Raw genomic sequence first — 19,246 nt, 5'->3', positions numbered from 1 at the left:
ACCTTAGGCCACCATCGACTCCAGCCTTGCAAAGGCCGGACTGTCCTGCTTGACGAGAATGAAGTTGCGCTTTCTCGATGTCGCGGGATCCGCAACTCGCCGGATCGAGTGCTTGTGGATTTCGAACATGGAGTAACCCAGCGCGGCGATTTCCTCGCCGAGGTTTCCGGCGGCGGAGACAAAAGCTTCTCCTTTGAGTTCCGCCATGACGATCGGAGCATGCGCCGAAAAGAAGCCACGCGCACCTCGCCAGAGCTGGCCGAACACGCCTTCGACGTCGATTTTTACCACCATTGGCGGCGGCAGGCTGGAGTAGAGATCGTCCAGACGGCGCACTTCAATGTCTACACTGAATGATTTGTCATCGGACGCGTTGAGCGAAGCCGTCCCCTCGCCGAGGGCGGGGTCGCTCATGTGGATCGCGGCGACGCCATTGCGCTCGCCAACGGCATAGGGCAGTACCGCGACGTTGCTGAACGCATTGAGTCGAATGTTGTCTTCGAGGAAGTTTCGGGTGGTCGGCGCTGGTTCGAACGCCACCACGCGGCCCGGCTCGCCGACCAAGGTGGCGGCGAGACAGGTGTAGTAGCCGACGTTGGCGCCGATATCCCAGAACACGTCGCCGGGCTGAATGATCTTGCGCAGCAAGGCAAGCTCATAGCGCTCGTCGTGCTCGCCGTAGTAATAGATGCGCCGATGCTCTTCGTTGCGAGGATTGAGTCGCAGGAGAAAGCCGTCCTTGGTCCGCACGTTCACGAACGCGCCGACAGGCCAGTCCCGCCGCGCAAACCGGCGGTAGATTCGACCCTTTCCCTCGGTTATCGGTACCCGCCGCAGGTAACCGCAAACCAGTTGATCAAGCAAGGATTTCATTACTTCTCCCGCAGACAGCCGGCGCTCTTGCCACCGGCCGGAAAGCGCCAAGCCTACTACACGCGGGCTTACAGCAAACTGAGCACATAGTGTTTCGCGATCCGCCGCCGCTGCGCCGCATTCCCGGCATGACGCCAGAGCAGTCCCAGCACGCCTTTTGTTCGCAGGTCCCGTCGAACACGGCGCGCGGCGGCGCGATCCGGCATTTTCGCCAGCAGATGGAATATCGAAAGGGCTCCATCGACCAGGCGATGGCACAGTAACGCGCGCAGTTCCGGGTCGCCAGTCAGTTCCGCCGCGAGTTCCGCTTCGGTGCGGGCATTGAAGACGCTGCTATCGACGATGGCCTCGAGGCGCTTTTGCTTTGCTTCGGGCGGTGCGTTCCGGATGGGAATCCGATAGTTCACCGAGATCCGCGGCAGGCAGATGATGCGCTGCGCAGCAAGCAGGACTTTCGTCGTCCAGATTACATCCTCATGTATCAGGCGCGGCACGAAGCGAAAGTGATTGGCCTCGATGAAGTCGCGGCGATACAGATGCATCCAGACCATATGCAGAAAACGTCCGGCCTTCAGGCGTTGCCGCAGCCATTCCCGGCCTGGGATGATGTCTGTCGCCGGCGCATCGGCATAGATAGGCCGGTCTGCTTGACGGCCTTCGAAATGATAGCGGGCGTTGAACAGCACCATGTCGAGTTGTTCGTCTTCGGCCAGGCGCAAGGCCTCGGCGTAGGCATCGGGTTCGACGAAATCGTCCGAGTCGACAAACGCCAGGTATTTGCCGCGCGCCGCGTCCAGTCCCGTATTGCGCGCCGCCGAAAGTCCGCCGTTTTCCTGGCGGATCACTCGCATTTGCGGCAGGCGCGGTGCGAATTCGGCAAGGATGCGCGGGCAGTCGTCGGTCGAACCGTCATCGACGACGATGATCTCGTCGGCCGGCGGGTTGAGTGCGGCAAGGCTTTCGAGGCAGCGCGGCAGGTAGGGCGCGACGTTGTAGACGGGCATCACTATGGACAGCAGTGGTGCGCTCATTGCAGCCTGCCTCTTTTGCCTTGGTGCCAGGCCAATAATGTATTGTGCAGCGCCGCCGCACGCTGGGCATAGGTGTGCTGCACCAAGACGTGGGCGTGGCACCGTTCGGCGAGGTCGCGCGCGGCGGCGAAGTTCGCCAGCCAGTGCTCGATCTGCGTCACGCAGTTGTCCAGCCCGTCGAACTCGGCCCAGTTGTCGCCCGGCGTGAAGTCGTCGCGTGCGTGCGTGCGCTTGTCGCAGAGCAGGAAGCCGCCGCAGGCCGGGATGCCGTAGCAGCGCTCGGGCAATCCCGAGGCCACGGGCGCACCGTAGTCGCAGGAAGCGCCGAAGTTGAGGTTGATGCGGCTGCTCTGGATCAGCGCCACTTGTTCCTCGATGCTCATGCCGGTCGATTCGCGGAACACGAAGCGGATGCCTCGCCTGGCCAGCCGTCCGCCCAGCGCGGCGAAGAATTCCTGGCGGCCGCGCATTTCCTTGTAGCGAAGGCCGTCCATGGCGCCGAAGAAGCTGACGTCGTGCTGGTAGCGGGCCGGCTCGCGCAGTTCGTCCAGCGTCCTGCCGTGCAGGTGATAACGGCTCGTGTCGGCGGCGTTCGGCAGGTAGAGCAGGCTGTCGGCGAAACTGCGCCGTGTATCGACCAGGCTGTGCGTGGCGTACACGTCGAACAGGTGGGCGCGATCCAGCCAGTCCAGCCGCCATGCGGCGCGGTTCAGGTAGTGCGGCGCATCCTGGTTCCAGACGAACAGCGGGATGCCCTGCCGGCGCAGGAAGCGATGCATGCCCCAGATCGTCAGCGGATGGCGCAGGCCTTCGTAGAACCAGGTATAGGCGCCGAGAATGCGCTGCGGTTCGCTGCGATCGGCGTCCTGCCAGCGCCGACTTTCGCGCAGCGTCAGGCCGCGCGCGGCGAGTTCGCGGCGCAGGGCCGGATGCAGGCTGCCGTGGGCGATCAGCAGGACATCCCGTGTGGTCATGCCACGCGGTGGAAGAAAAACACGTTCTTGCGGATCAGCGAGAAATCGAGCGCGAAGCCCTTCGCCACCAAGCCGGCGAACATCTCCGACAGCACGCGGTCGCCGAGCACGTCGGGATGGGTTTCGACGCAGATCTTCTGCACCGTCGACAAATCGGCGCCGGCGAAGAACTCGGCTTCGCCGCCCTCGATGTCCACGATCAGGAAGCTGGGCTTGACCCGCGCCAGTTCGTTGTTGAGATCGAGCTGCTTTACCGTGATCGCGCGGCCGCCGGTGCGGTGCGCGGAGGAGGCCCAGAAGTCGTCTTCGAGGTGGAACTCGCGTTCGCCATCACCCTTCGCCAGCAGCGCGTTGATCAGCGTCGGCGCCACGTCGTTCTTCGCATGGGTTTCGCGGATCAGCGGAATCAGCTCCGGGTTGGCCTCGTAGGCGAACACCCTGGCCGCCCCCGTCAGCTTGGCACAATAGGCGGACAGGAAGCCGAGTCCGGCGCCGACCTCGAACACCACGTCGTCGGTCGCGAGGCGTTTCGAGATGATCTCGATTTCCTTCGCCTCGTAGTCGCCGAGGTAGATTTCGCGGGCGATGCCCGGCGAGACCAGCGCGTGCTTCACCGGCAGCAGCACGCCGTGGTTGTCTGCCCAGTCGGGCTGGCTGAAGCGCCAAGCGAGTTTCTTCAGCTTGCGGGCGGTGCGGCTGTTCTTGCGCATCTCATCTCCGTAATGTGAACCTCATGCTTCGAGGGCGTGCGTTTCGAGCCAGGCCAGCAGCACGGCGAAAGTGTACATCAGGCGTACGTTGCCTTTCCCCTGTCGGGCTTCCTGCCACAGCGCGGCGAGCGGGCCGGTGGCCAGCCACGGCGCGATCAAGGGAGCGGATGCGATCTGCGCGTCGCACCAGTCGCGCCAAGAACCGGCAAAGTTGGCGCGCAGCGGCACGGAGAAGCCGTGCTTCTCGCGGTTCCAGACGGCTTGCGGCAGGTGGCGGCGCGCCAGCGCGCGCAGCAGAGCCTTGCCGCCGCCGGCATCGAAATGCACGCTCGCCGGCAGGCGCAGCATGCGGTCCTGCAGCTCGTTGGCCAGCAGCGGCACGCGCACCTCCAGGCCGTGGGCCATGCTGGCGCGGTCGGTCTTGGCCAGGCAGTTTTCAGACAGGTAGGTCCACAGGTCGGCCCGCAGCAGCGCGCCGCGGTCGTAGCCGCCATGTCGGGACGCGAGTTCGCGCCACAGCTCCAGGGTGGCTTGAGGTCGGCAGCCGGCGGCCAGCTCGGGCGCCAGATAGCGGCGCAGGTCCTTGCGGCTGCCGGGGTAATCGCCGAGCTCGACGCGCTGGTAGAGCAGCAGTTCGGGTCCCGCCAGCGCGCGCCGGGTCAGGCTGGCCGGCGCGAGGCCGTGTCGCAGCAAGCCACGGAGTGCACGCTTACCGAGCGTGTCCGGATGGCGGTCGGCCGTGTCGAGAAAACGCGAATAGCCGCCGAAGAGTTCATCGCCGCCATCACCCGACAGCGCCACGGTGACATGCTGCCGCGTCAGGTGCGACAGCGCCCAAGTGGGGATGTAGGCCGGGTCGGCCAGCGGCTGGTCGAGATCGGCAAGGGCTGCGGCCAGCGTCTCGGCAGTCAGTTGCGGCGCATCGAGGACGTGGTGCTCGGTGCCGTACTGTTCGGCCACGGCGCGTGCGGCGGGGCTTTCGTCGAAGCCGGCTTCGGCGAAGCGCACGCTGAAGGTTTTCAGCGGGCTGGCCTGTGCCAATGCCATGTAATGCACAACGAGGCTGCTGTCGATGCCGCCGGAAAGGAAGGCGCCGAGCGGCACGTCGGCGACCAGCTGGTCCTTGACGGCTTGCGCCAGCAGGCTGTCGGTTTCGGCAACCAGCGTTTCATGATCGGGCGCGCGTTCCGTCGCGTCCGGGATCGTCCACCACTGGCGCGCCGCAACGCCAGCGCCGACTCTCCACTTCAAGCAGGCGCCCGGCGGCAGGGCGTGGATGTCGCGCACCAGGGTGCGTGGGGCCAGCGGCGTCTGGAAGGCAAGATAGTCGCGCAGGCCTTCCGCGTCGAGTTTCCTCGGGAAGGCGCCCAGCGCGAAAAACGGCGCTAGCGTCGATGCGGCGACCAGTCCGCCGGCATGCACGCCCCAGAACAGCGGCTTGATGCCGAGCCGGTCGCGGGCGAGGAAGACGCTGCCATCCTGCGCGTCGTGGATGGCGAAGGCGAACATGCCGTCGAGGCGCTGGACCACGGCTTCGCCCCAGTGCAGGTAGCCGGTCAGCAGCACTTCGCTGTCGGAACGGGTGCTGAAGGCATGGCCGACCGCTTCGAGTTCGCGGCGCAGGGCGGCGAAGTTGTAGATCTCGCCGTTGTAGACCATGGCCAGCCGGCCGTTGGCCGCGGACATCGGCTGGCGCCCGCCGGTCAGGTCGATCACTGCCAGTCGTGCGTGGCCGAGCAGGGCATCGCCGTGGACCAGCACCTCGCGTGCGTCGGGGCCGCGCGATCTGAGCGTCGCCAGCGCCGCGTCGAAATCGGCCGGGAAGGCGTCACCGACGGTGAGCAGGATGCCGCACATCAGAAACTCTCCCGGGCCAGCGCTTCCCAGGCGTCGAGCGCCCGCTCCGCGTCGTAGGGAGCCAACGCGGCCGCAACGGCATCAGCCCCGGGTTTCGGTGCCGCCACTGCCGCGCGCATTGCAGTCGTCAATGCATCGACGTTGTCGCAGGGCACCAGCCATTGCGCCAGTTCTCCGCCGAGGATTTCGCGCGGGCCGGAGGGGCAGTCGGTGCTGACCACGCGCGTGCCGCAGGCCAGCGCCTCGATCAGCACATTGGGCAGGCCTTCGTGGTCGGAGCACAACACCAGCAGGTCGGCGCCCGCCATCCAGGGATAGGGGTTGGCCTGAAAGTCGGCGATGGCGACACGGCGCTGCAGACCGTTTTGTGCGATCAGCGCGGCAAGCCGTTCATCGGGCGGCGTCAGCAGCACCAGTGTATGCGGCAGTGCCGCCTGTGCGAATGCCGCGAGCAGCAGGTCGTGGCGCTTTTGTGCGGCAAAGCGGCCGACGTGCAGGATGTAGGGTTCGTTGGGCCGGGCCGCACAGGGTTCGGCGGCCAGCACGCGAATGGCGGCCGGATCGAAGGGATTGACGATCACGCGCATGCGTTCGGCCGCGATGTCGAAGTGCGAACGCATATCCTCGGCCACGCCCTGCGAGACAGCCACCAGCGGGCGCGCGCCGTAGAGCGTGCGATAGCGCGCCGCGCGCCGCTGGGCCTTGCCCGCCGGCAGTCGCGCAATCTCCGCTGACAGCGTGTTCGCAATGCGGCAGACGTGACGCGGCGCGCGGGCGAGTGCCGCCACTACGTCGGCAAAGGGCAGGGTGGACACCAGCAGGTCGTGCTGGCGCGTTGCCAGCAAGCGCTGCAGGCGCCAGGCCAGGCGTCGCTTGCCCAGCCAGCCGTGACCGGCGCGGGCGGACAAGGCGTGAAAGCTGCAGCCCGCGGGCGGTGCGTAGTTGGCTGCATGGAGCCCCGCGTCCTCGCAGACGATGAAATCCACGTCGTGGCCGCGTGCGGCGAGCCCGCTGCCGATCTTGGCCAGCGCCTTTTCGGCGCCGCCGCCGGCGAGGTTGGTGGTGAGCAGCGCGAACTTCATGGCGCGCGAGTTTCCGTCGCGCGATCCTGCAGCGCCCGCTGCACGGCCGCCCAGACACGATCGACGCTGATGTCGGCCATGGAGGCATCGGTCGAACACTCGGGCCCCGCGAGTGGATGGTCCACCGGATAGAAGCAGGGATGTTCCAGCGGTGCGATCAGTTCGCTGCGCGAGAAGCCATGGTAAAGACCGACTAGGGGAATATCGAATGAGCTCATCAGATGCGTCGGGCCCGTGTCCACACCGATGAAGATGTCGAGCCGGCTCATCAGGGCGCCGGTCTGGCGCAGGCTGAGGCGGCCGGCATACAGCGTGGCGGCCGGTCCAAGCCGAGCCTTGAGGGCTGTTGTGCGTTGCTGTTCTTCGCTGCCGCCGAAGATCAGGAAATGCGCCCGTGGCCAGTCGCGGCGAATGCGAACGCAGAGCTCCATGAAGGATTCGATGGGCCAGTCGCGATAAGACTTGGTCGGAAAACTGGCCACCTGCAACCCGATCAGCGGCGTCGCCCCGTCCGGCAGATCGCGGGCCAGTGTCGTTGTGGCCCAGGTTCGCTCGGCATCGGTCACCGTGTAGGACAGCCGCAAGCCGGCGGGCTGAACTCCCAGCGCCGACGGCAGCGCCAGTGCCAGCCGCACCGAGTGGTCGCTCTGAAAGGATGGCGGCTCGACCACGACGGAGAGCCGGGAATTTATCCGGGCGTTGGCTTGGCGAAAGGCCGCCACCCGCTTTGCCACCCGCGAGGCGTAGGCGATCAACGCCTCGTCATTACCGTACACCAGCGCCAGGTCGTAAGGCTTGGCCAGTAGCCCGCCCCAGCCGCGAAACAGAGCCGTTTTCTTGCTGATCGCGGCAACTTTTCGGACGAAGGGTAGATGCAGCAGTACCTCCATGCGGCCCGGATGGGCCAGTACATCAATGGCGGCCTCGGGCCAGGCGACCGCGAGCGCGCGGATGGCGGGCGTCGCCAGCAGCGTATCGCCGATGCGGGAGACGTTGATGACAAGAATGCTCTTGGGCGTCATCGCGCGAATTCGCGTCGGAAAATGTAATTGCGGCTTTCGGTGTGAATCAGCCGGAAGCCGGCTGCTGCTAGGCTATCGACGATTCTGCGCGTTTCGTCCGACGTATGTCGGGTGACGCCGTGATGGAATTCGATCAGCACCTGGCGTGCGGCCTGGATGCGGCCGCTGGCGATCAGCGCGTCAAGCAACGCATATTCGGCGCCTTCCACGTCCAGCTTGAGGACGTCGCACTCCGTTCGTCCGGTGCGGGACAGCAGGCTGTCGAGATCGACGGTTTTCGTCTCGATGCGCTCGCCGCCTTCCACATACTCGTGGGAGGGATCGAGGCTGCCGGAAACACCGTCGGCGCCCTGCGGCAGCTTGTCCTGGGTGCGCGGCAGGTGAAAGACGATGGGTTCGCCGGTCGTGGTCCAGAAGGCGTTTGCCAGAATCTCCATGCCCGATGGGCAGCGCGCGCGGCAGTAAGCGAGGCTTCGCGGATTGGGATCGACGCCGATCACCCGTGCGTCAGCAAAACGTTGCAGGAAGGCCACCGGGAAGCTGATGTCTTCACCGAGGCCGCAATCGATCAGCAACGGCTGCGGGCCCACCGCTCGCGTGTCCACCCACCAGCCGCCGTAGCGCGTGCCGAGGCGCTCATAGCCGTGCGGCAGGCGCCATTCCTTCCAGCGGCGGGAAAGGCTGCGTTTGAGGCGGCTCCAGTGCTTGCCCATGTCAGTTCGCGTCACGCATCGCAGCGGAAAAAATGGGTTCCATCCTGTCGAGCATGGCCTCCCTTGAAAAGTCGGCGCTGGCGACACGGCGCGCTTCAGCGCCGAGCGTTGCCGCGAGCGTACTGTCGTCGAGCAGGCGACCGATGGCGGCGGCGAGCGCTGCGGCATCCTTGGGCGGCACGATCAGCGCTGAGTTTTTGTCGCTGACGGCTTCGAGTATCGCCCCCACCGGCGTGGTGACGATGGGCAGGCCGCAGAGCATGGCCTGCAGGATGGCCTGCGGCACGCCTTCGTTGGCATAGGAGGGCAGGCAGAAAACGTCCATCGCCTGCAGCCAGCGCTCGGGGTCGCTGCGCTGGCCGGCCAGCATCACTCGCTCCCGAATTCCGAGCGCCGCGATCTTTTCCTCGATCGGGCCGCGCATCGGGCCTTCGCCGACGATCAGCAGGCGCAGCTCGGGTCGCTTCAACTGGGCGAAGGCGTCGAGCAGGAACAGGTGGCCCTTCCAGCTGCGCAGCGTGGCGACGATGCCGAGGTGTTTGTGTTGCGGATCGAGTCCGAGCGCAATTGTGGCGGCTGCCTTGTCCGCCGGCGCGAAACGTTCGGTGTCGATGCCGGTCGGCACCGAGGTCACACGTTGCGGGTCGAGGCCGAGGGTATCGATCACGTGCCGGCGCAGACTTTCGCCGGTGGTGACCACGGCACTCGCCTGACGGTAGAGCCAGCGGTTGGCGAAGTTGCCCGACACCGGCGCCGAGATGTGGCGGGTGCGCACAATGGCCGGCGGATTCGCGAGCGAGGCGCAAGCGAGGCTCGTCAGCCAGGAGTCGGCCGAACTGTGGGTATTCACCACGTCCGACGCATGGCTGGCCAGATAGTCGCGCAGCGCCTTGAATCCGGCAATGGTTTTGAACTCGATGGGGAGCGACACCACCGGCACGCCGAAGCGCGCCGCCTCGGCCGTCGTTCGCGCATGCGCCGGGCAGACCACCGTGACCTCGTGGCCGCGAGCAATCAGTCCGCGCGACTCTTCGAGGATGCGGATTTCCTGGCCACCCCAACCACAGGAGGCTTCCGTGTGGAGAATTTTCAATCAGCCTCCGCGAATTGCAGCCGGTAGAGGCTGGCATAGAGGCCTCCAGTCGCCAGCAGTTCAGCATGGCTGCCGATCTCCGAGATGCGACCGTGCGACAGAACGACGATGCGGTCGGCATGCTCGACGGTGGACAGGCGATGCGCGATGACCAGCGTGGTGCGGCCCTTCATCAATGTTTCCAGCGCCTCCTGCACGGCGCGTTCGGATTCGCTGTCGAGTGCTGAGGTAGCTTCGTCGAGGATCAGGATCGGCGCGTCCTTGAGGATGGCGCGGGCGATGGCGATGCGCTGGCGCTGGCCGCCCGACAGGCGCGAGCCGTTTTCGCCGATCACGGTATCGAAGCCCTGCGGCATGGCGGCGATGAACTCCAGCGCATGGGCGGCGCGGGCGGCGGCTTCGATCTCGCTGCGGCTGGCATCGCGCTTGCCGCCGTAGGCGATGTTGGCGGCGACCGTGTCGTCGAAGAGGAACACGTCCTGGCCGACGTGGGCGATGTTGGCGCGCAAGCTGCCCAGCGTCAGCGTCTCGATGTCGTGGCCGTCGATGCGGATCCGGCCGCTGCCGGCGTGATAGAAGCGCGGCACGAGATTGACCAGCGAGGTTTTGCCGCCGCCCGAGGGTCCGACCAGCGCGACGGTTTCCCCGGGACGAATCCGCAGGTCGATTGCGGCCAATGCCTCGCGCTCGGCACCTGCGTAGCGCAAGCCGACGCCGGCGAATTCGATCTCGCCGCGCGCGCGGCCGAGCTGCTCCGTGCCGGCGTCGACCTCGGCCGCCTCGTCGAGCATGCGGAACACGCTTTCGGCGGCGGCCAGGCCGCGCTGCAGCGGTGCATTGATGTCGGCCAGGTGCTTGAGCGGCGCCAGCAGGAGGAGCATCGCGGTGATGAAGGAAACGAAGCCACCGATCGTGGTTTCATTGCCGGCCGACTGCTGCATGGCGACGTACACAACGATGGCGAGGCCGACCGAGGCAAAGATCTGGGTGATCGGCGCCACCGCCGCCGCGGCGATCGCCTGGCGCATGCCGTAGCCGCGCAGCGCGTTATTGACTCGCGAAAAGCGCGAGGTCGCATGCGCCTCGCCGCCGAAAATCTTGACCACCTTCTGACCGCGTATCGATTCCTGCAGCACCTCGTTCATCTGCGCCATGCCTTCCTGCGCCGCCAGCGAGAGCTTGCGCAGGCGCTTGGAGAAGGCGCGCACGACGAGGGCGGTGAGCGGAATCACGGCCAGGCTGATCAGGGTCAGCTTCCAGTTCAGGTAAAGCAGCCAGGCCACCAGGCCGATCACCGAGAGCGTGTCGCGGATCAGCACCGTCAGCGTCGAAGTCGCCGCCGCGGCGACGCCATTCACGTCATAGGCGATGCGCGTGGCCGGCACCGAGGAGGCGTGGGCGTCGAAGTAGCTCGCCGGCAGGCGCATCAGGCGTTCGAACATCAGCTGGCGCAGGTCGGTGATGACGCGGTTGGAAACCCAGGACATGCCGTAGGAAGCGAGAAAGCCGGCGACGCCGCGCAGCAGGAATATGCCGATGATCGCCAGCGGCAGCCAGGCCAGCCAGTCGTTGCCGCCCTGGCCGAAGCCCTTGTCCAGCAAGGGTTTCATCAGCGCCGGAAACAGCGGCTCGGTGGCCGCCGCCAGCGCCGTCGCCGCCAGCGTCAGGCCGAAGCCCTTCCAGTGCGGGCGCACATGGCCGAGCAGGCGCAAATAAAGGTCGCGGCTATCTTGCACAGGGAGTCGGGAAACGGGAAACCGCGAAGTATACAGGGGCTTAGCGTGAAACAGCCCGTTCGGAGCGGCTGGTGATAGCCGAGCGCAGCGAGCTTGCCAGTCGCCCCGCCCTGGGGCGGGGATGGGGGTGGGGGGACTTCAATTTGCCTTTCGCGTGTTTCATCATCAGGAGTGCCGCATCACTTCATGAAAGTCAGGCCTGAAACTCAGTGCGCGGCATCCCAGTTCGCGCCGACTCCCACCTCGACAAGAAGAGGTACCTTGAGCTTGGCCACGCCTCCCATCAGTTTCGGCAGCGCCGCATCGACGATGGTGAGCTCTTCGTCCGGCACTTCCAGCACCAGTTCGTCATGCACCTGCAGCACCATCAGCGTGCGCAGCTTTTGTGCGTCGAGCCAGTCCTGCACGGCCAGCATCGCGCGCTTGATCAGGTCGGCGGCGGTGCCCTGCATCGGCGCATTGATCGCGGCGCGCTCGGCGCCCTGGCGGCGGCCGGCGTTGGACGACTTGATCTCGGGCAGCCACAGGCGGCGGCCGAACACGGTCTCGACATAGCCCTTGTCGCGGGCGATGGCGCGGGTCTCTTCCATGTAGCGGGCGACGCCGGGGTAGCGCGCGAAATAGCGGTCCATGTAGGCGGCGGCGGCGCTGCGATCGACGCCGATCTGCCTGGCCAGGCCGAAGGCGCTCATGCCGTAGATCAGGCCGAAGTTGATCACCTTGGCGGCGCGGCGCTGTTCGCTGCTGACTTCGATCGGCGTGACGCCGAAGATCTCGCCGGCCGTCGCGCGATGCACGTCCTCTCCCTGGGCGAAAGCTTCGAGCAGGCGCGGGTCGTCCGACAGATGCGCCATGATGCGCAGCTCGATCTGCGAATAGTCGGCGCTGACGATACGGTGATTTTCCGGCGCGACAAACGCGGAGCGGATGCGGCGGCCCTCCGGCGTGCGGATCGGAATGTTCTGCAGGTTGGGGTCGGTCGAGGCCAGCCGGCCGGTGACTGCGGTAGCCTGGCCGAAGCTGGTATGCACGCGGCCGGTGGCCGGGTTGATCATCTTCGGCAGTTTGTCGGTGTAGGTGTTCTTCAGTTTGGCCAGGCTGCGGTGTTCGAGAATCTTCTTCGGCAGCGGGTAATCCTCGGCTAGCTTCTCCAGCACTTCCTCGTCGGTCGACGGGCCGCCCGAGGGCGTCTTCTTCACCACCGGCAGGCCCAGCTGGTTGAACAGGATTTCGGCCAGCTGCTTCGGCGAATTCAGGTTGAAGGGCTGGCCGGCGAGCTGTTGCGCCTCCGCTTCGAGGGCCATGATCTTGCGCCCGAGCTCGTCGCTTTGCTGCACCAGCGTCGCGGCGTCGATCAGCACGCCGTTGCGCTCGATCCTGAACAGCACCTCGGCCACCGGCAGTTCCAGATCGCGGTAGAGGCTTTCCAGTTGCGGCTCGGCGGCGAGCTGCGGGCGCAGCACCCGATGTACGCGCAGCGTGACGTCGGCATCCTCGGCGGCGTATTCGGCGGCGCGTGCGACCTCGACCTGGGAGAACGAAATCCGGTTGGTGCCCTTGCCGGTGACGTCGTCGTAGCTGATGGTCTTCAGCGCGCAATGGCGCGCCGCCAGCGAGCCCAGATCGTGCGGCTTGTCGGATTCCAGCACGTAGGACTGCAGCAGGGTGTCCTCGACGATGCCGCGCAATTGCACGCCATGGTTGGCGAAGATGTGGCGGTCGTACTTGAGGTGCTGGCCCAGCTTCGGCCGCTGCGCCGATTCCAGCCAGGGCTTGAGCCGCGCCAGGGTTTCGGCGAAGGGCAATTGCGTCGGTGCGCCGGCATAGCTGTGGCCGAGCGGCAGGTAGGCGGCATCGACGCGGTCATCCGCGGCAATGGCGAAGGAAATGCCCACCAGTTGCGCCTGCATCGGGTCGAGGCCGGTGGTTTCGGTGTCGAGCGAGACCAGCGTGGCGGTGTCGAGGCGCGCCAGCCAGTCGTCGAGTTGCGTGGCATCGAGGATGCATTGGTAGCCGCTGCGGTCGGGCTCGACATGAGCGGTGGGTTCAGAAGTCGGCGCTGGCGGTACGGCGGCTTTTGTGCGTGGCGCGGGCGGTGGTGCCTCTCCGCCCAACTCGCGCAGCCAGCCCTTGAATTCGAGCCGCGCATACAGCTCGGCCAGCTTGTCCTGGTCCGGTGCCTGCGGCGTGAGTTCGGTCACGGTCTGCGGCAAGGGCAGGTCGCAGACCACGGTGACCAGCTTGACCCCGAGCGGCAGGAAGTCGAGGTGCTTCCTCAGGTTTTCGCCGACCGCGCCACCGATCTCGCTGGCATGCGCCACGATCGCGTCGAGCGATCCCCAGGTGTCCAGCCATTTCACGGCGGTCTTCGGCCCGACCTTGGATACGCCGGGCACGCCGTCCGAGGTGTCGCCGACCAGCGCCAGGTAATCGACGATGCGTTCGGGCGGCACGCCGAACTTGTTGATCACGCCGGCGCGGTCCAGGGTTTCGTTGCTCATGGTGTTGACCAGCGTGACATGCTGATTCACCAGTTGCGCCAGGTCCTTGTCGCCGGTCGAGATCACGCAGTCGATGCCCGCCGCGGCGGCCTGAGTCGACAGCGTGCCGATCACGTCGTCGGCCTCGACGCCAGTCACCATCAACAGCGGCCAGCCGGCGGCGCGGATGCATTCGTGCAGCGGCTCCACCTGTGCCGCCAGGTCCTCCGGCATCGAGGGCCGGTGCGCCTTGTATTCCGGGTACCAGTCGTCGCGGAAGGTTTTGCCCTTGGCATCGAACACCACGGCGCGATAATCTGACTTATAGTCGGCTTCGAGCACACGCAGCATGGACAGCACGCCGCGGATGGCGCCGGTCGGTTCGCCGGCGGCCGTGCGCAAATCCGGCAGGGCATGGAATGCGCGGTAAAGATAGGACGAGCCGTCGACGAGCAGAAGCGTGGGCATGAAGGAGAGCAGCGAAATGAACGAGAAGGAAAAACTACCCAAGAGCCGGGCAAAGGGAACGCTGAGTCTGGATGCCGCCCCTGCCCGGCAGACCGCGACCAGCGCGCGCGAAGCCTGGCGGGTGTTCGGCATTATGGCAGAGTTCGTCGAGGCGACCGAGCGCCTGGCCGAGGTGCGGCCGGCCGTGTCGATCTTCGGCAGCGCGCGGATTGCACGGGATTCGAGCAACTACCAGCTCACCGAAAAAATCGCCCGCCTGCTTTCCGATGCGGGCTTTTCGGTGGTCTCCGGCGGCGGTCCCGGCGTCATGGAGGCGGCCAACAAGGGCGCCTTCGAAGGCAAGAGCATGTCGATCGGCCTCAACATCCAGCTCCCGCACGAGCAGAAGGCCAATCACTATCAGGACATCTCGCAAACCTTTCGTCACTTCTTCGCCCGCAAATACATGTTCGTCAAGGTCGCGGCGGCCTATGTGGTGATGCCCGGCGGCTTCGGCACGCTGGACGAACTGCTCGAAGCCCTGACGCTGATCCAGACCGGCAAGACGCCGCGCATTCCGCTGATCCTGGTCGGTACCGAGTTCTGGGCCGGCCTCATCGACTGGTTCCGTGCCCGTCTGGTGGCCGAGAACATGATCAATCCCGAAGACGTCGATCTGCTGCAGGTCATTGACGAACCGGAGGCGGTGGTCGCGGCAATCTTCGACCACTACGAGGCTCGCGGTTTCGGCCCGCTGCCGGAAGAGCACGAATTGCTGCTGAACCTTTGATAAACTCACGGCAATTCCCCTAACGTTCATGCAGCAGTGGCGATCATCCCTGATGATGAAACACGTGAAAAGCGAATTGAAGGCCCGCCCCTCCCATCCTCCCCTCACGGGGAGGCTACTGATTTGCTCGCTTCGCTCGGCTATCACCCATCGCTCCGAACGAGTTGTTTCACGTTAAGGACATGCCATGCGCCGCTTGATCGCCTTATTGCTTTCCACCCTTGCGCTGAGCGTTGCCGCGCAGACCCGGCCCAAGCTGGAGCCCATCCCCGAGCCGCCACCGCCGCCGGCCGGCTTGAACGAAGCGCTGGAGCCGCAGGTCACCATCACCAAGCGCGGCGAAGACAAGGTCGAAGAGTTCCGCATGAGCGGCAAGCTCTACATGATGAAAGTCACGCCGCCGCACGGCGTGCCCTACTACCTGATCGACAACGCCGGCAATGGCATCTGGAGCCGTCAGGATGTGCGCGACTCCGGCCTGCGCGTGCCGATGTGGGTGATCGGCACGTTCTGATCTCCATCCGCTGCAATCCCGATCCCGGCCCCGCGCCGGGATTTTTTCTGATACCCGAGTGATTCCCGAACCATGACGCTACTGCCCTCGCCGAAGAAGATCGCCTCCTTCCATCCGCCGCTGCGCACCCTGATGGGCCCCGGCCCGTCGGAAATGCATCCGCGCACCATTGCCGCGCTGGGCCAGCCGGTGATCGGCTACCTCGACCCGATTTTCGTCGGCATGATGGAAGAATTGAAGGACCTGCTGCGTTATACGTATCAGACGAAGAACCCGCTGACTTTCCCCGTCTCCGGCCCCGGTTCGGTCGGCATGGAAACCTGCTTCGTCAATCTGGTCGAGCGCGGCGACAAGGTCATCGTCTGCCGCAACGGCGTCTTCGGCGGGCGCATGATCGAGAACGTCGAACGCGCCGGCGGCGTCTGCGTCGTGGTCGAGGATACCTGGGGCGAACCCGTCGATCCGCAGAAGCTGGCCGATGCGCTGAAGGCCCACCCCGATACGAAAATCGTCGCCTTCGTGCACGCCGAAACCTCCACCGGCGCGCAGTCCGATGCCAAGACCCTGATCGCGCTGGCGAAGCAGGCCGGCGCACTGAGCATCGTCGATGCCGTCACTTCCCTCGGCGGCACGCCGGTGCTGACCGACGAGTGGGGCGCCGATGCGATCTATTCCGCCAGCCAGAAATGCCTGTCGTGCACGCCGGGCCTCTCCCCGGTGTCCTTCTCGGAGGCCGCGATCGCCCGCGTCAAGGCGCGCAAGAGCAAGGTGCAAAGCTGGTTCATGGACCTCAACCTGGTGATGGCCTACTGGGGCGAAACCCAGCGCACCTACCACCACACCGCGCCGGGCAACAGCCTCTACGCCCTGCACGAAGCCCTGCTGCTGCTGCGCGAAGAAGGCCTCGAACACGCCTGGGCGCGCCACCAGCGCCACCACCTGGCGATCAAGGCCGGCCTCGAAGCCATGGGCCTCAAGTTCGTCGTCCGCGAAGGCGCACGACTGCCGCAGATGAACGCCGTGCATGTGCCGGAAGGCATCGCCGAAGCCGAAGTGAGGAAGCGCCTGCTCGCCGAATTCAACCTCGAAATCGGCGCCGGCCTCGGCCCGCTCGCAGGCAAGATCTGGCGCTTCGGCCTCATGGGCTATTCCTGCAAGGCCGAGAACGTCATGCTCTCGCTCTCCGCGCTGGGTTCCGTGCTGTCCGACATGGGCTGCGCGGTCGAAGTCGGCCAGGCCGAAGCCGCGGCGCACCAGGCCTATGCCGCGCAGCACGCGGCGGCGGCCAAGGCCAAGGCGGGCAAGAAACCGGCATGAACGCCGCCGCCGGGCCGTCCCAAGGCGGTGCAGCCCAAGACATGGAGCCGCGTCAGCGGCGAACCGGAATCGCCCCTTCCCTCGGGGAGGGGGTCGGGGGGAGAGGCAGTCGAGGTGCCGTGGTCGCCGCAGCGCCAGCGCCGACTTCTGTGACAACCCCGGAATCCGCACCGCGCGACATCGCCCGTTACGGGCAGGTGTTCACACCGTCCGCGATCGTCGACCGCATGCTCGCCCTGCGGCGAAACCACGGCCGCGCGCTTGATCCGGCCTGCGGCGACGGCGCGTTTTCGGCGCGCATCCCCGGTTGCGTGGCGATCGAACTGGATGCCGCGCACTGCCCCGAAGGCGCGCTCAACATCGATTTCTTCGCCTACCCGGAGTCCGAGCAGTTCGCCACCGTCATCGGCAACCCGCCCTACGTCAAGGCGCGCGACATCCTGCCGGAAACCGCGCTGCGCCTCGGCTCCAGCCTGCTCGACGGCCACGCCAACCTCTACCTGCATTTCATCGAGAAGTGCGTGCGCCACCTCGCCCCCGGCGGCGAGCTGATCCTCATCACGCCGCGCGATTTCCTCAAGGCTACCGGCGCCGGACGTCTCAACACCTGGCTGTTCGACCACGGCACCATCACCGATTTCGAAGATCTCGGCGACGCGAAAATCTTTGCCGGCGCCACGCCCAATTGCGCCATCTGGCGCTTCGAAAAAGGCAATGCCAGCCATCGCCTGACGGACGGGCGGCGCATGGCGCTCTCCGGCGGGCAACTGATGTTCACCCGCGGCATCTACAGCCTGCCGCTGGCCAGCGTGTTCGCCGTCAGGGTCGGCGCGGTGTCCGGTGCCGACGAGATATTCAGCAACGAGGAGTTCGCCAACGCGGATTTCGTCTGCTCGAAAACCGCGCAGACCGGCGAGACGCGGCGCATGGTCTACCTCGACCGCGAAGGCCCGCTGCCGTATCTGGAACCGTTCAAGGAGCGCCTGCTGGCGCGCCGCGTGACGCGCTTCGACGAATCGAACTGGTGGAAGTGGGGGCGTCGCCATTTCGTTACCGATGCGCCACGCATCTACGTGAATGGCAAGACGCGCAATCCGCAGCCCTTCTTCCTCCATCCCTGCGACAACTACGACGGCGCGGTGCTGGCGCTGTTCCCGCATCGGACGAAACTGAAAGCCGCCGAGCTCAAGCGCCTGACCGCGATGCTCAACGAGGTCGATTGGCACGAACTCGGCTTCGTCTGCGACGGCCGCTTCCTGTTTTCGCAGCGCAGCCTCGAGCAAGCCCTGCTGCCGGAAGCCTTTGCCGAATTTGCGGTCAAGGGCCTGATCTAGGCTTTACCCGAAGCATCCGCCAGGACATCTGCCTTGGACAACGCGGCCGGTTTTCGCTATGCTTTGCCGTATATATCGAAACGGCAACGATGTCGCCACGCCATGTCCAAACCAGCGAAACCCAGATTGCGCATCCTGCTCGGCGCCGAAATCGCCCTCGGCCCGGGGAAGGCCGACCTGCTTGAGGCCATTGCCCGCAGCGGCTCGATCTCCGCCGCGGGCCGCGAGCTGGGCATGTCCTATCGCCGGGCATGGAACCTGGTCGAGGTGATGAATCGTTCCTTCCGCTCGCCGCTGGTGGAGACGCTGACCGGCGGCGCCGGCGGCGGCGGCGCGCGCGTCACCGAATTCGGCGTGGACGTGCTGGCGCGCTACCGCGCCATGGAAACCAAGGCCGCCATGGCCGTGGCGGCCGAGATGAAAGCCCTGGCGCGGCTGATGGTGGGCGCCAACGAAGCCTAGGACGATTTCTTGTGTCGTCGATATGTACTATGAAACATAGCGAATCTCTTTTATGGAGAGCAATGCAATGACTCGCAACACCTTCTTCTTCCTGGCCACGCTGGCGCTGGCGCCGCTGGCGCACGCCGAGGAGGTGCAGGTGGCGGTGGCCGCCAACTTCACGGCGCCGATGAAGGCCATCGTCGCCGAATTCGAGAAGCTCACGGGACACAAGGCGCAGCTGTCCTTCGGGGCCACGGGAAAGTTTTACGCCCAGATCAAAAACGGCGCGCCCTTCCAGGTCTTTTTGTCGGCGGATGATGAAACGCCGGCGAAGCTGGAGCAGGAAGGTCTGGCGGAAGCGGGAAGCCGCTTCACCTATGCCGTGGGGACGCTGGCGCTGTGGTCGGCGCGCCCCGATTTCGTCGATGCCAAAGGCGAGGTGCTGTCGCGCGGGGCATTCGCGCATCTGGCGCTGGCGAATCCGAAACTGGCGCCCTACGGCGCGGCGGCGATGGAGACGCTTGAAAAACTCGGCCTCGCCGCGAGCTTGCGCGCGAAGTTCGTCCAGGGCGAGAACATCGCGCAGACCCATCAGTTCGTGGTGTCCGGCAATGCCGAGCTGGGCTTCGTCGCCCTCTCGCAAGTCATGAAGGACGGACGCATCGGCGCCGGCTCGGCCTGGATCGTTCCCGCCGGGATGCACCGGCCCATCCGCCAGGATGCGGTGATCCTCAATCCCGGCCGCGACAAGGCCGCCGCCAACGCCCTGCTGCGCTACCTGCGCGGGCGGCGGGCGCAGGCCATCATCCGCGCCCACGGCTACCAGTAA

The 19,246-nt window shown here is 65.9% G+C and carries 17 protein-coding genes; 6 read left to right on the top strand and 11 right to left on the bottom strand.

What is annotated here, in order from left to right:
- Positions 1-3 precede the first annotated feature (3 nt).
- The 11 genes from SUTH_RS18745 to polA form a co-directional block, all read right to left on the bottom strand.
- Entirely contained in the window at positions 4-924 is a 921-nt protein-coding gene (locus SUTH_RS18745; RefSeq protein WP_148312972.1) for an FkbM family methyltransferase, read from the bottom strand.
- A gap of 17 nt (positions 925-941) precedes the next feature.
- Positions 942-1,904: a glycosyltransferase gene (locus tag SUTH_RS18740; RefSeq protein ID WP_084207499.1), complete on the bottom strand. Its 963-nt coding sequence runs from the start codon at positions 1,902-1,904 to the stop codon at positions 942-944.
- Entirely contained in the window at positions 1,901-2,878 is a 978-nt protein-coding gene (locus tag SUTH_RS17575; RefSeq protein WP_041101109.1) for a glycosyltransferase family protein, read from the bottom strand. The genes SUTH_RS18740 and SUTH_RS17575 overlap by 4 nt, the downstream gene beginning before the upstream one ends.
- The gene (locus tag SUTH_RS17570) at positions 2,875-3,588 is read right to left on the bottom strand and encodes an FkbM family methyltransferase (protein WP_052473764.1); all 714 of its coding nucleotides are present in this window, start codon (positions 3,586-3,588) and stop codon (positions 2,875-2,877) included. The genes SUTH_RS17575 and SUTH_RS17570 overlap by 4 nt, the downstream gene beginning before the upstream one ends.
- A 21-nt stretch (positions 3,589-3,609) precedes the next feature.
- A complete protein-coding gene (gene asnB, locus SUTH_RS17565) occupies positions 3,610-5,445 on the bottom strand; it encodes an asparagine synthase (glutamine-hydrolyzing) (RefSeq protein ID WP_052473763.1) in 1,836 nt (611 codons plus the stop codon).
- The gene (locus SUTH_RS17560) at positions 5,445-6,527 is read right to left on the bottom strand and encodes a glycosyltransferase (protein ID WP_052473762.1); all 1,083 of its coding nucleotides are present in this window, start codon (positions 6,525-6,527) and stop codon (positions 5,445-5,447) included. Before SUTH_RS17560 ends, asnB begins: the two co-directional genes overlap by 1 nt.
- Positions 6,524-7,549: a glycosyltransferase family 9 protein gene (locus SUTH_RS17555; protein WP_041101107.1), complete on the bottom strand. Its 1,026-nt coding sequence runs from the start codon at positions 7,547-7,549 to the stop codon at positions 6,524-6,526. Before SUTH_RS17555 ends, SUTH_RS17560 begins: the two co-directional genes overlap by 4 nt.
- Positions 7,546-8,277, bottom strand: coding sequence for an FkbM family methyltransferase (locus SUTH_RS17550; RefSeq protein ID WP_148312971.1), 732 nt, complete (start codon positions 8,275-8,277; stop codon positions 7,546-7,548). Before SUTH_RS17550 ends, SUTH_RS17555 begins: the two co-directional genes overlap by 4 nt.
- On the bottom strand, positions 8,264-9,355 hold the full coding sequence (locus SUTH_RS17545) for a glycosyltransferase family 4 protein (RefSeq protein ID WP_041101103.1): 1,092 nt from the start codon (positions 9,353-9,355) through the stop codon (positions 8,264-8,266). Before SUTH_RS17545 ends, SUTH_RS17550 begins: the two co-directional genes overlap by 14 nt.
- Positions 9,352-11,091, bottom strand: coding sequence for a lipid A export permease/ATP-binding protein MsbA (gene msbA, locus SUTH_RS17540; protein ID WP_231851066.1), 1,740 nt, complete (start codon positions 11,089-11,091; stop codon positions 9,352-9,354). The genes SUTH_RS17545 and msbA overlap by 4 nt, the downstream gene beginning before the upstream one ends.
- 206 nt (positions 11,092-11,297) lie before the next feature.
- On the bottom strand, positions 11,298-14,039 hold the full coding sequence (polA, locus tag SUTH_RS17535) for a DNA polymerase I (RefSeq protein WP_041101099.1): 2,742 nt from the start codon (positions 14,037-14,039) through the stop codon (positions 11,298-11,300).
- Between the two features lie 16 nt (positions 14,040-14,055).
- Between polA and SUTH_RS17530 the strand changes: the two genes are divergently transcribed.
- From SUTH_RS17530 to modA, 6 genes are all read left to right on the top strand, one after another.
- Complete coding sequence (locus SUTH_RS17530; RefSeq protein ID WP_041102564.1) at positions 14,056-14,808, top strand: LOG family protein; 753 nt, start codon at positions 14,056-14,058, stop codon at positions 14,806-14,808.
- Between the two features lie 187 nt (positions 14,809-14,995).
- A complete protein-coding gene (locus tag SUTH_RS17525; protein WP_041101097.1) occupies positions 14,996-15,322 on the top strand; it encodes a DUF2782 domain-containing protein in 327 nt (108 codons plus the stop codon).
- Between the two features lie 72 nt (positions 15,323-15,394).
- Positions 15,395-16,639, top strand: coding sequence for a pyridoxal-phosphate-dependent aminotransferase family protein (locus SUTH_RS17520; protein ID WP_041101095.1), 1,245 nt, complete (start codon positions 15,395-15,397; stop codon positions 16,637-16,639).
- Positions 16,640-16,788: 149 nt separating this feature from the next.
- Positions 16,789-17,973 carry an Eco57I restriction-modification methylase domain-containing protein gene (locus SUTH_RS17515; protein ID WP_041101093.1) on the top strand — a complete coding sequence of 395 codons (1,185 nt, stop codon included), beginning with the start codon at positions 16,789-16,791 and terminating at the stop codon, positions 17,971-17,973.
- A gap of 102 nt (positions 17,974-18,075) precedes the next feature.
- Entirely contained in the window at positions 18,076-18,435 is a 360-nt protein-coding gene (locus tag SUTH_RS17510) for a winged helix-turn-helix domain-containing protein (protein ID WP_041101091.1), read from the top strand.
- Positions 18,436-18,502: 67 nt separating this feature from the next.
- Positions 18,503-19,246, top strand: a complete 744-nt coding sequence (gene modA, locus SUTH_RS17505) for a molybdate ABC transporter substrate-binding protein (protein WP_041102563.1) — start codon at positions 18,503-18,505, stop codon at positions 19,244-19,246.

It is taken from the genome of Sulfuritalea hydrogenivorans sk43H, from assembly GCF_000828635.1.
GTDB classification, from domain to species: Bacteria; Pseudomonadota; Gammaproteobacteria; order Burkholderiales; family Rhodocyclaceae; genus Sulfuritalea; species Sulfuritalea hydrogenivorans.
This window is presented reverse-complemented; position numbering and strand designations above follow the sequence as displayed.

Bases quoted from the DNA above. Each gene is read 5' to 3' on its own strand.
- SUTH_RS18740 (WP_084207499.1), bottom strand. From the start codon at position 1,904: ATGAGCGCACCACTGCTGTCCATAGTGATGCCCGTCTACAACGTCGCG.
- SUTH_RS17575 (WP_041101109.1), bottom strand. From the start codon at position 2,878: ATGACCACACGGGATGTCCTGCTGATCGCCCACGGCAGCCTGCATCCG.
- SUTH_RS17570 (WP_052473764.1), bottom strand. From the start codon at position 3,588: ATGCGCAAGAACAGCCGCACCGCCCGCAAGCTGAAGAAACTCGCTTGG.
- asnB (WP_052473763.1), bottom strand. From the start codon at position 5,445: ATGTGCGGCATCCTGCTCACCGTCGGTGACGCCTTCCCGGCCGATTTC.
- SUTH_RS17560 (WP_052473762.1), bottom strand. From the start codon at position 6,527: ATGAAGTTCGCGCTGCTCACCACCAACCTCGCCGGCGGCGGCGCCGAA.
- SUTH_RS17555 (WP_041101107.1), bottom strand. From the start codon at position 7,549: ATGACGCCCAAGAGCATTCTTGTCATCAACGTCTCCCGCATCGGCGAT.
- polA (WP_041101099.1), bottom strand. From the start codon at position 14,039: ATGCCCACGCTTCTGCTCGTCGACGGCTCGTCCTATCTTTACCGCGCA.
- SUTH_RS17530 (WP_041102564.1), top strand. From the start codon at position 14,056: ATGAACGAGAAGGAAAAACTACCCAAGAGCCGGGCAAAGGGAACGCTG.
- SUTH_RS17525 (WP_041101097.1), top strand. From the start codon at position 14,996: ATGCGCCGCTTGATCGCCTTATTGCTTTCCACCCTTGCGCTGAGCGTT.
- SUTH_RS17520 (WP_041101095.1), top strand. From the start codon at position 15,395: ATGACGCTACTGCCCTCGCCGAAGAAGATCGCCTCCTTCCATCCGCCG.
- SUTH_RS17510 (WP_041101091.1), top strand. From the start codon at position 18,076: ATGTCCAAACCAGCGAAACCCAGATTGCGCATCCTGCTCGGCGCCGAA.
- modA (WP_041102563.1), top strand. From the start codon at position 18,503: ATGACTCGCAACACCTTCTTCTTCCTGGCCACGCTGGCGCTGGCGCCG.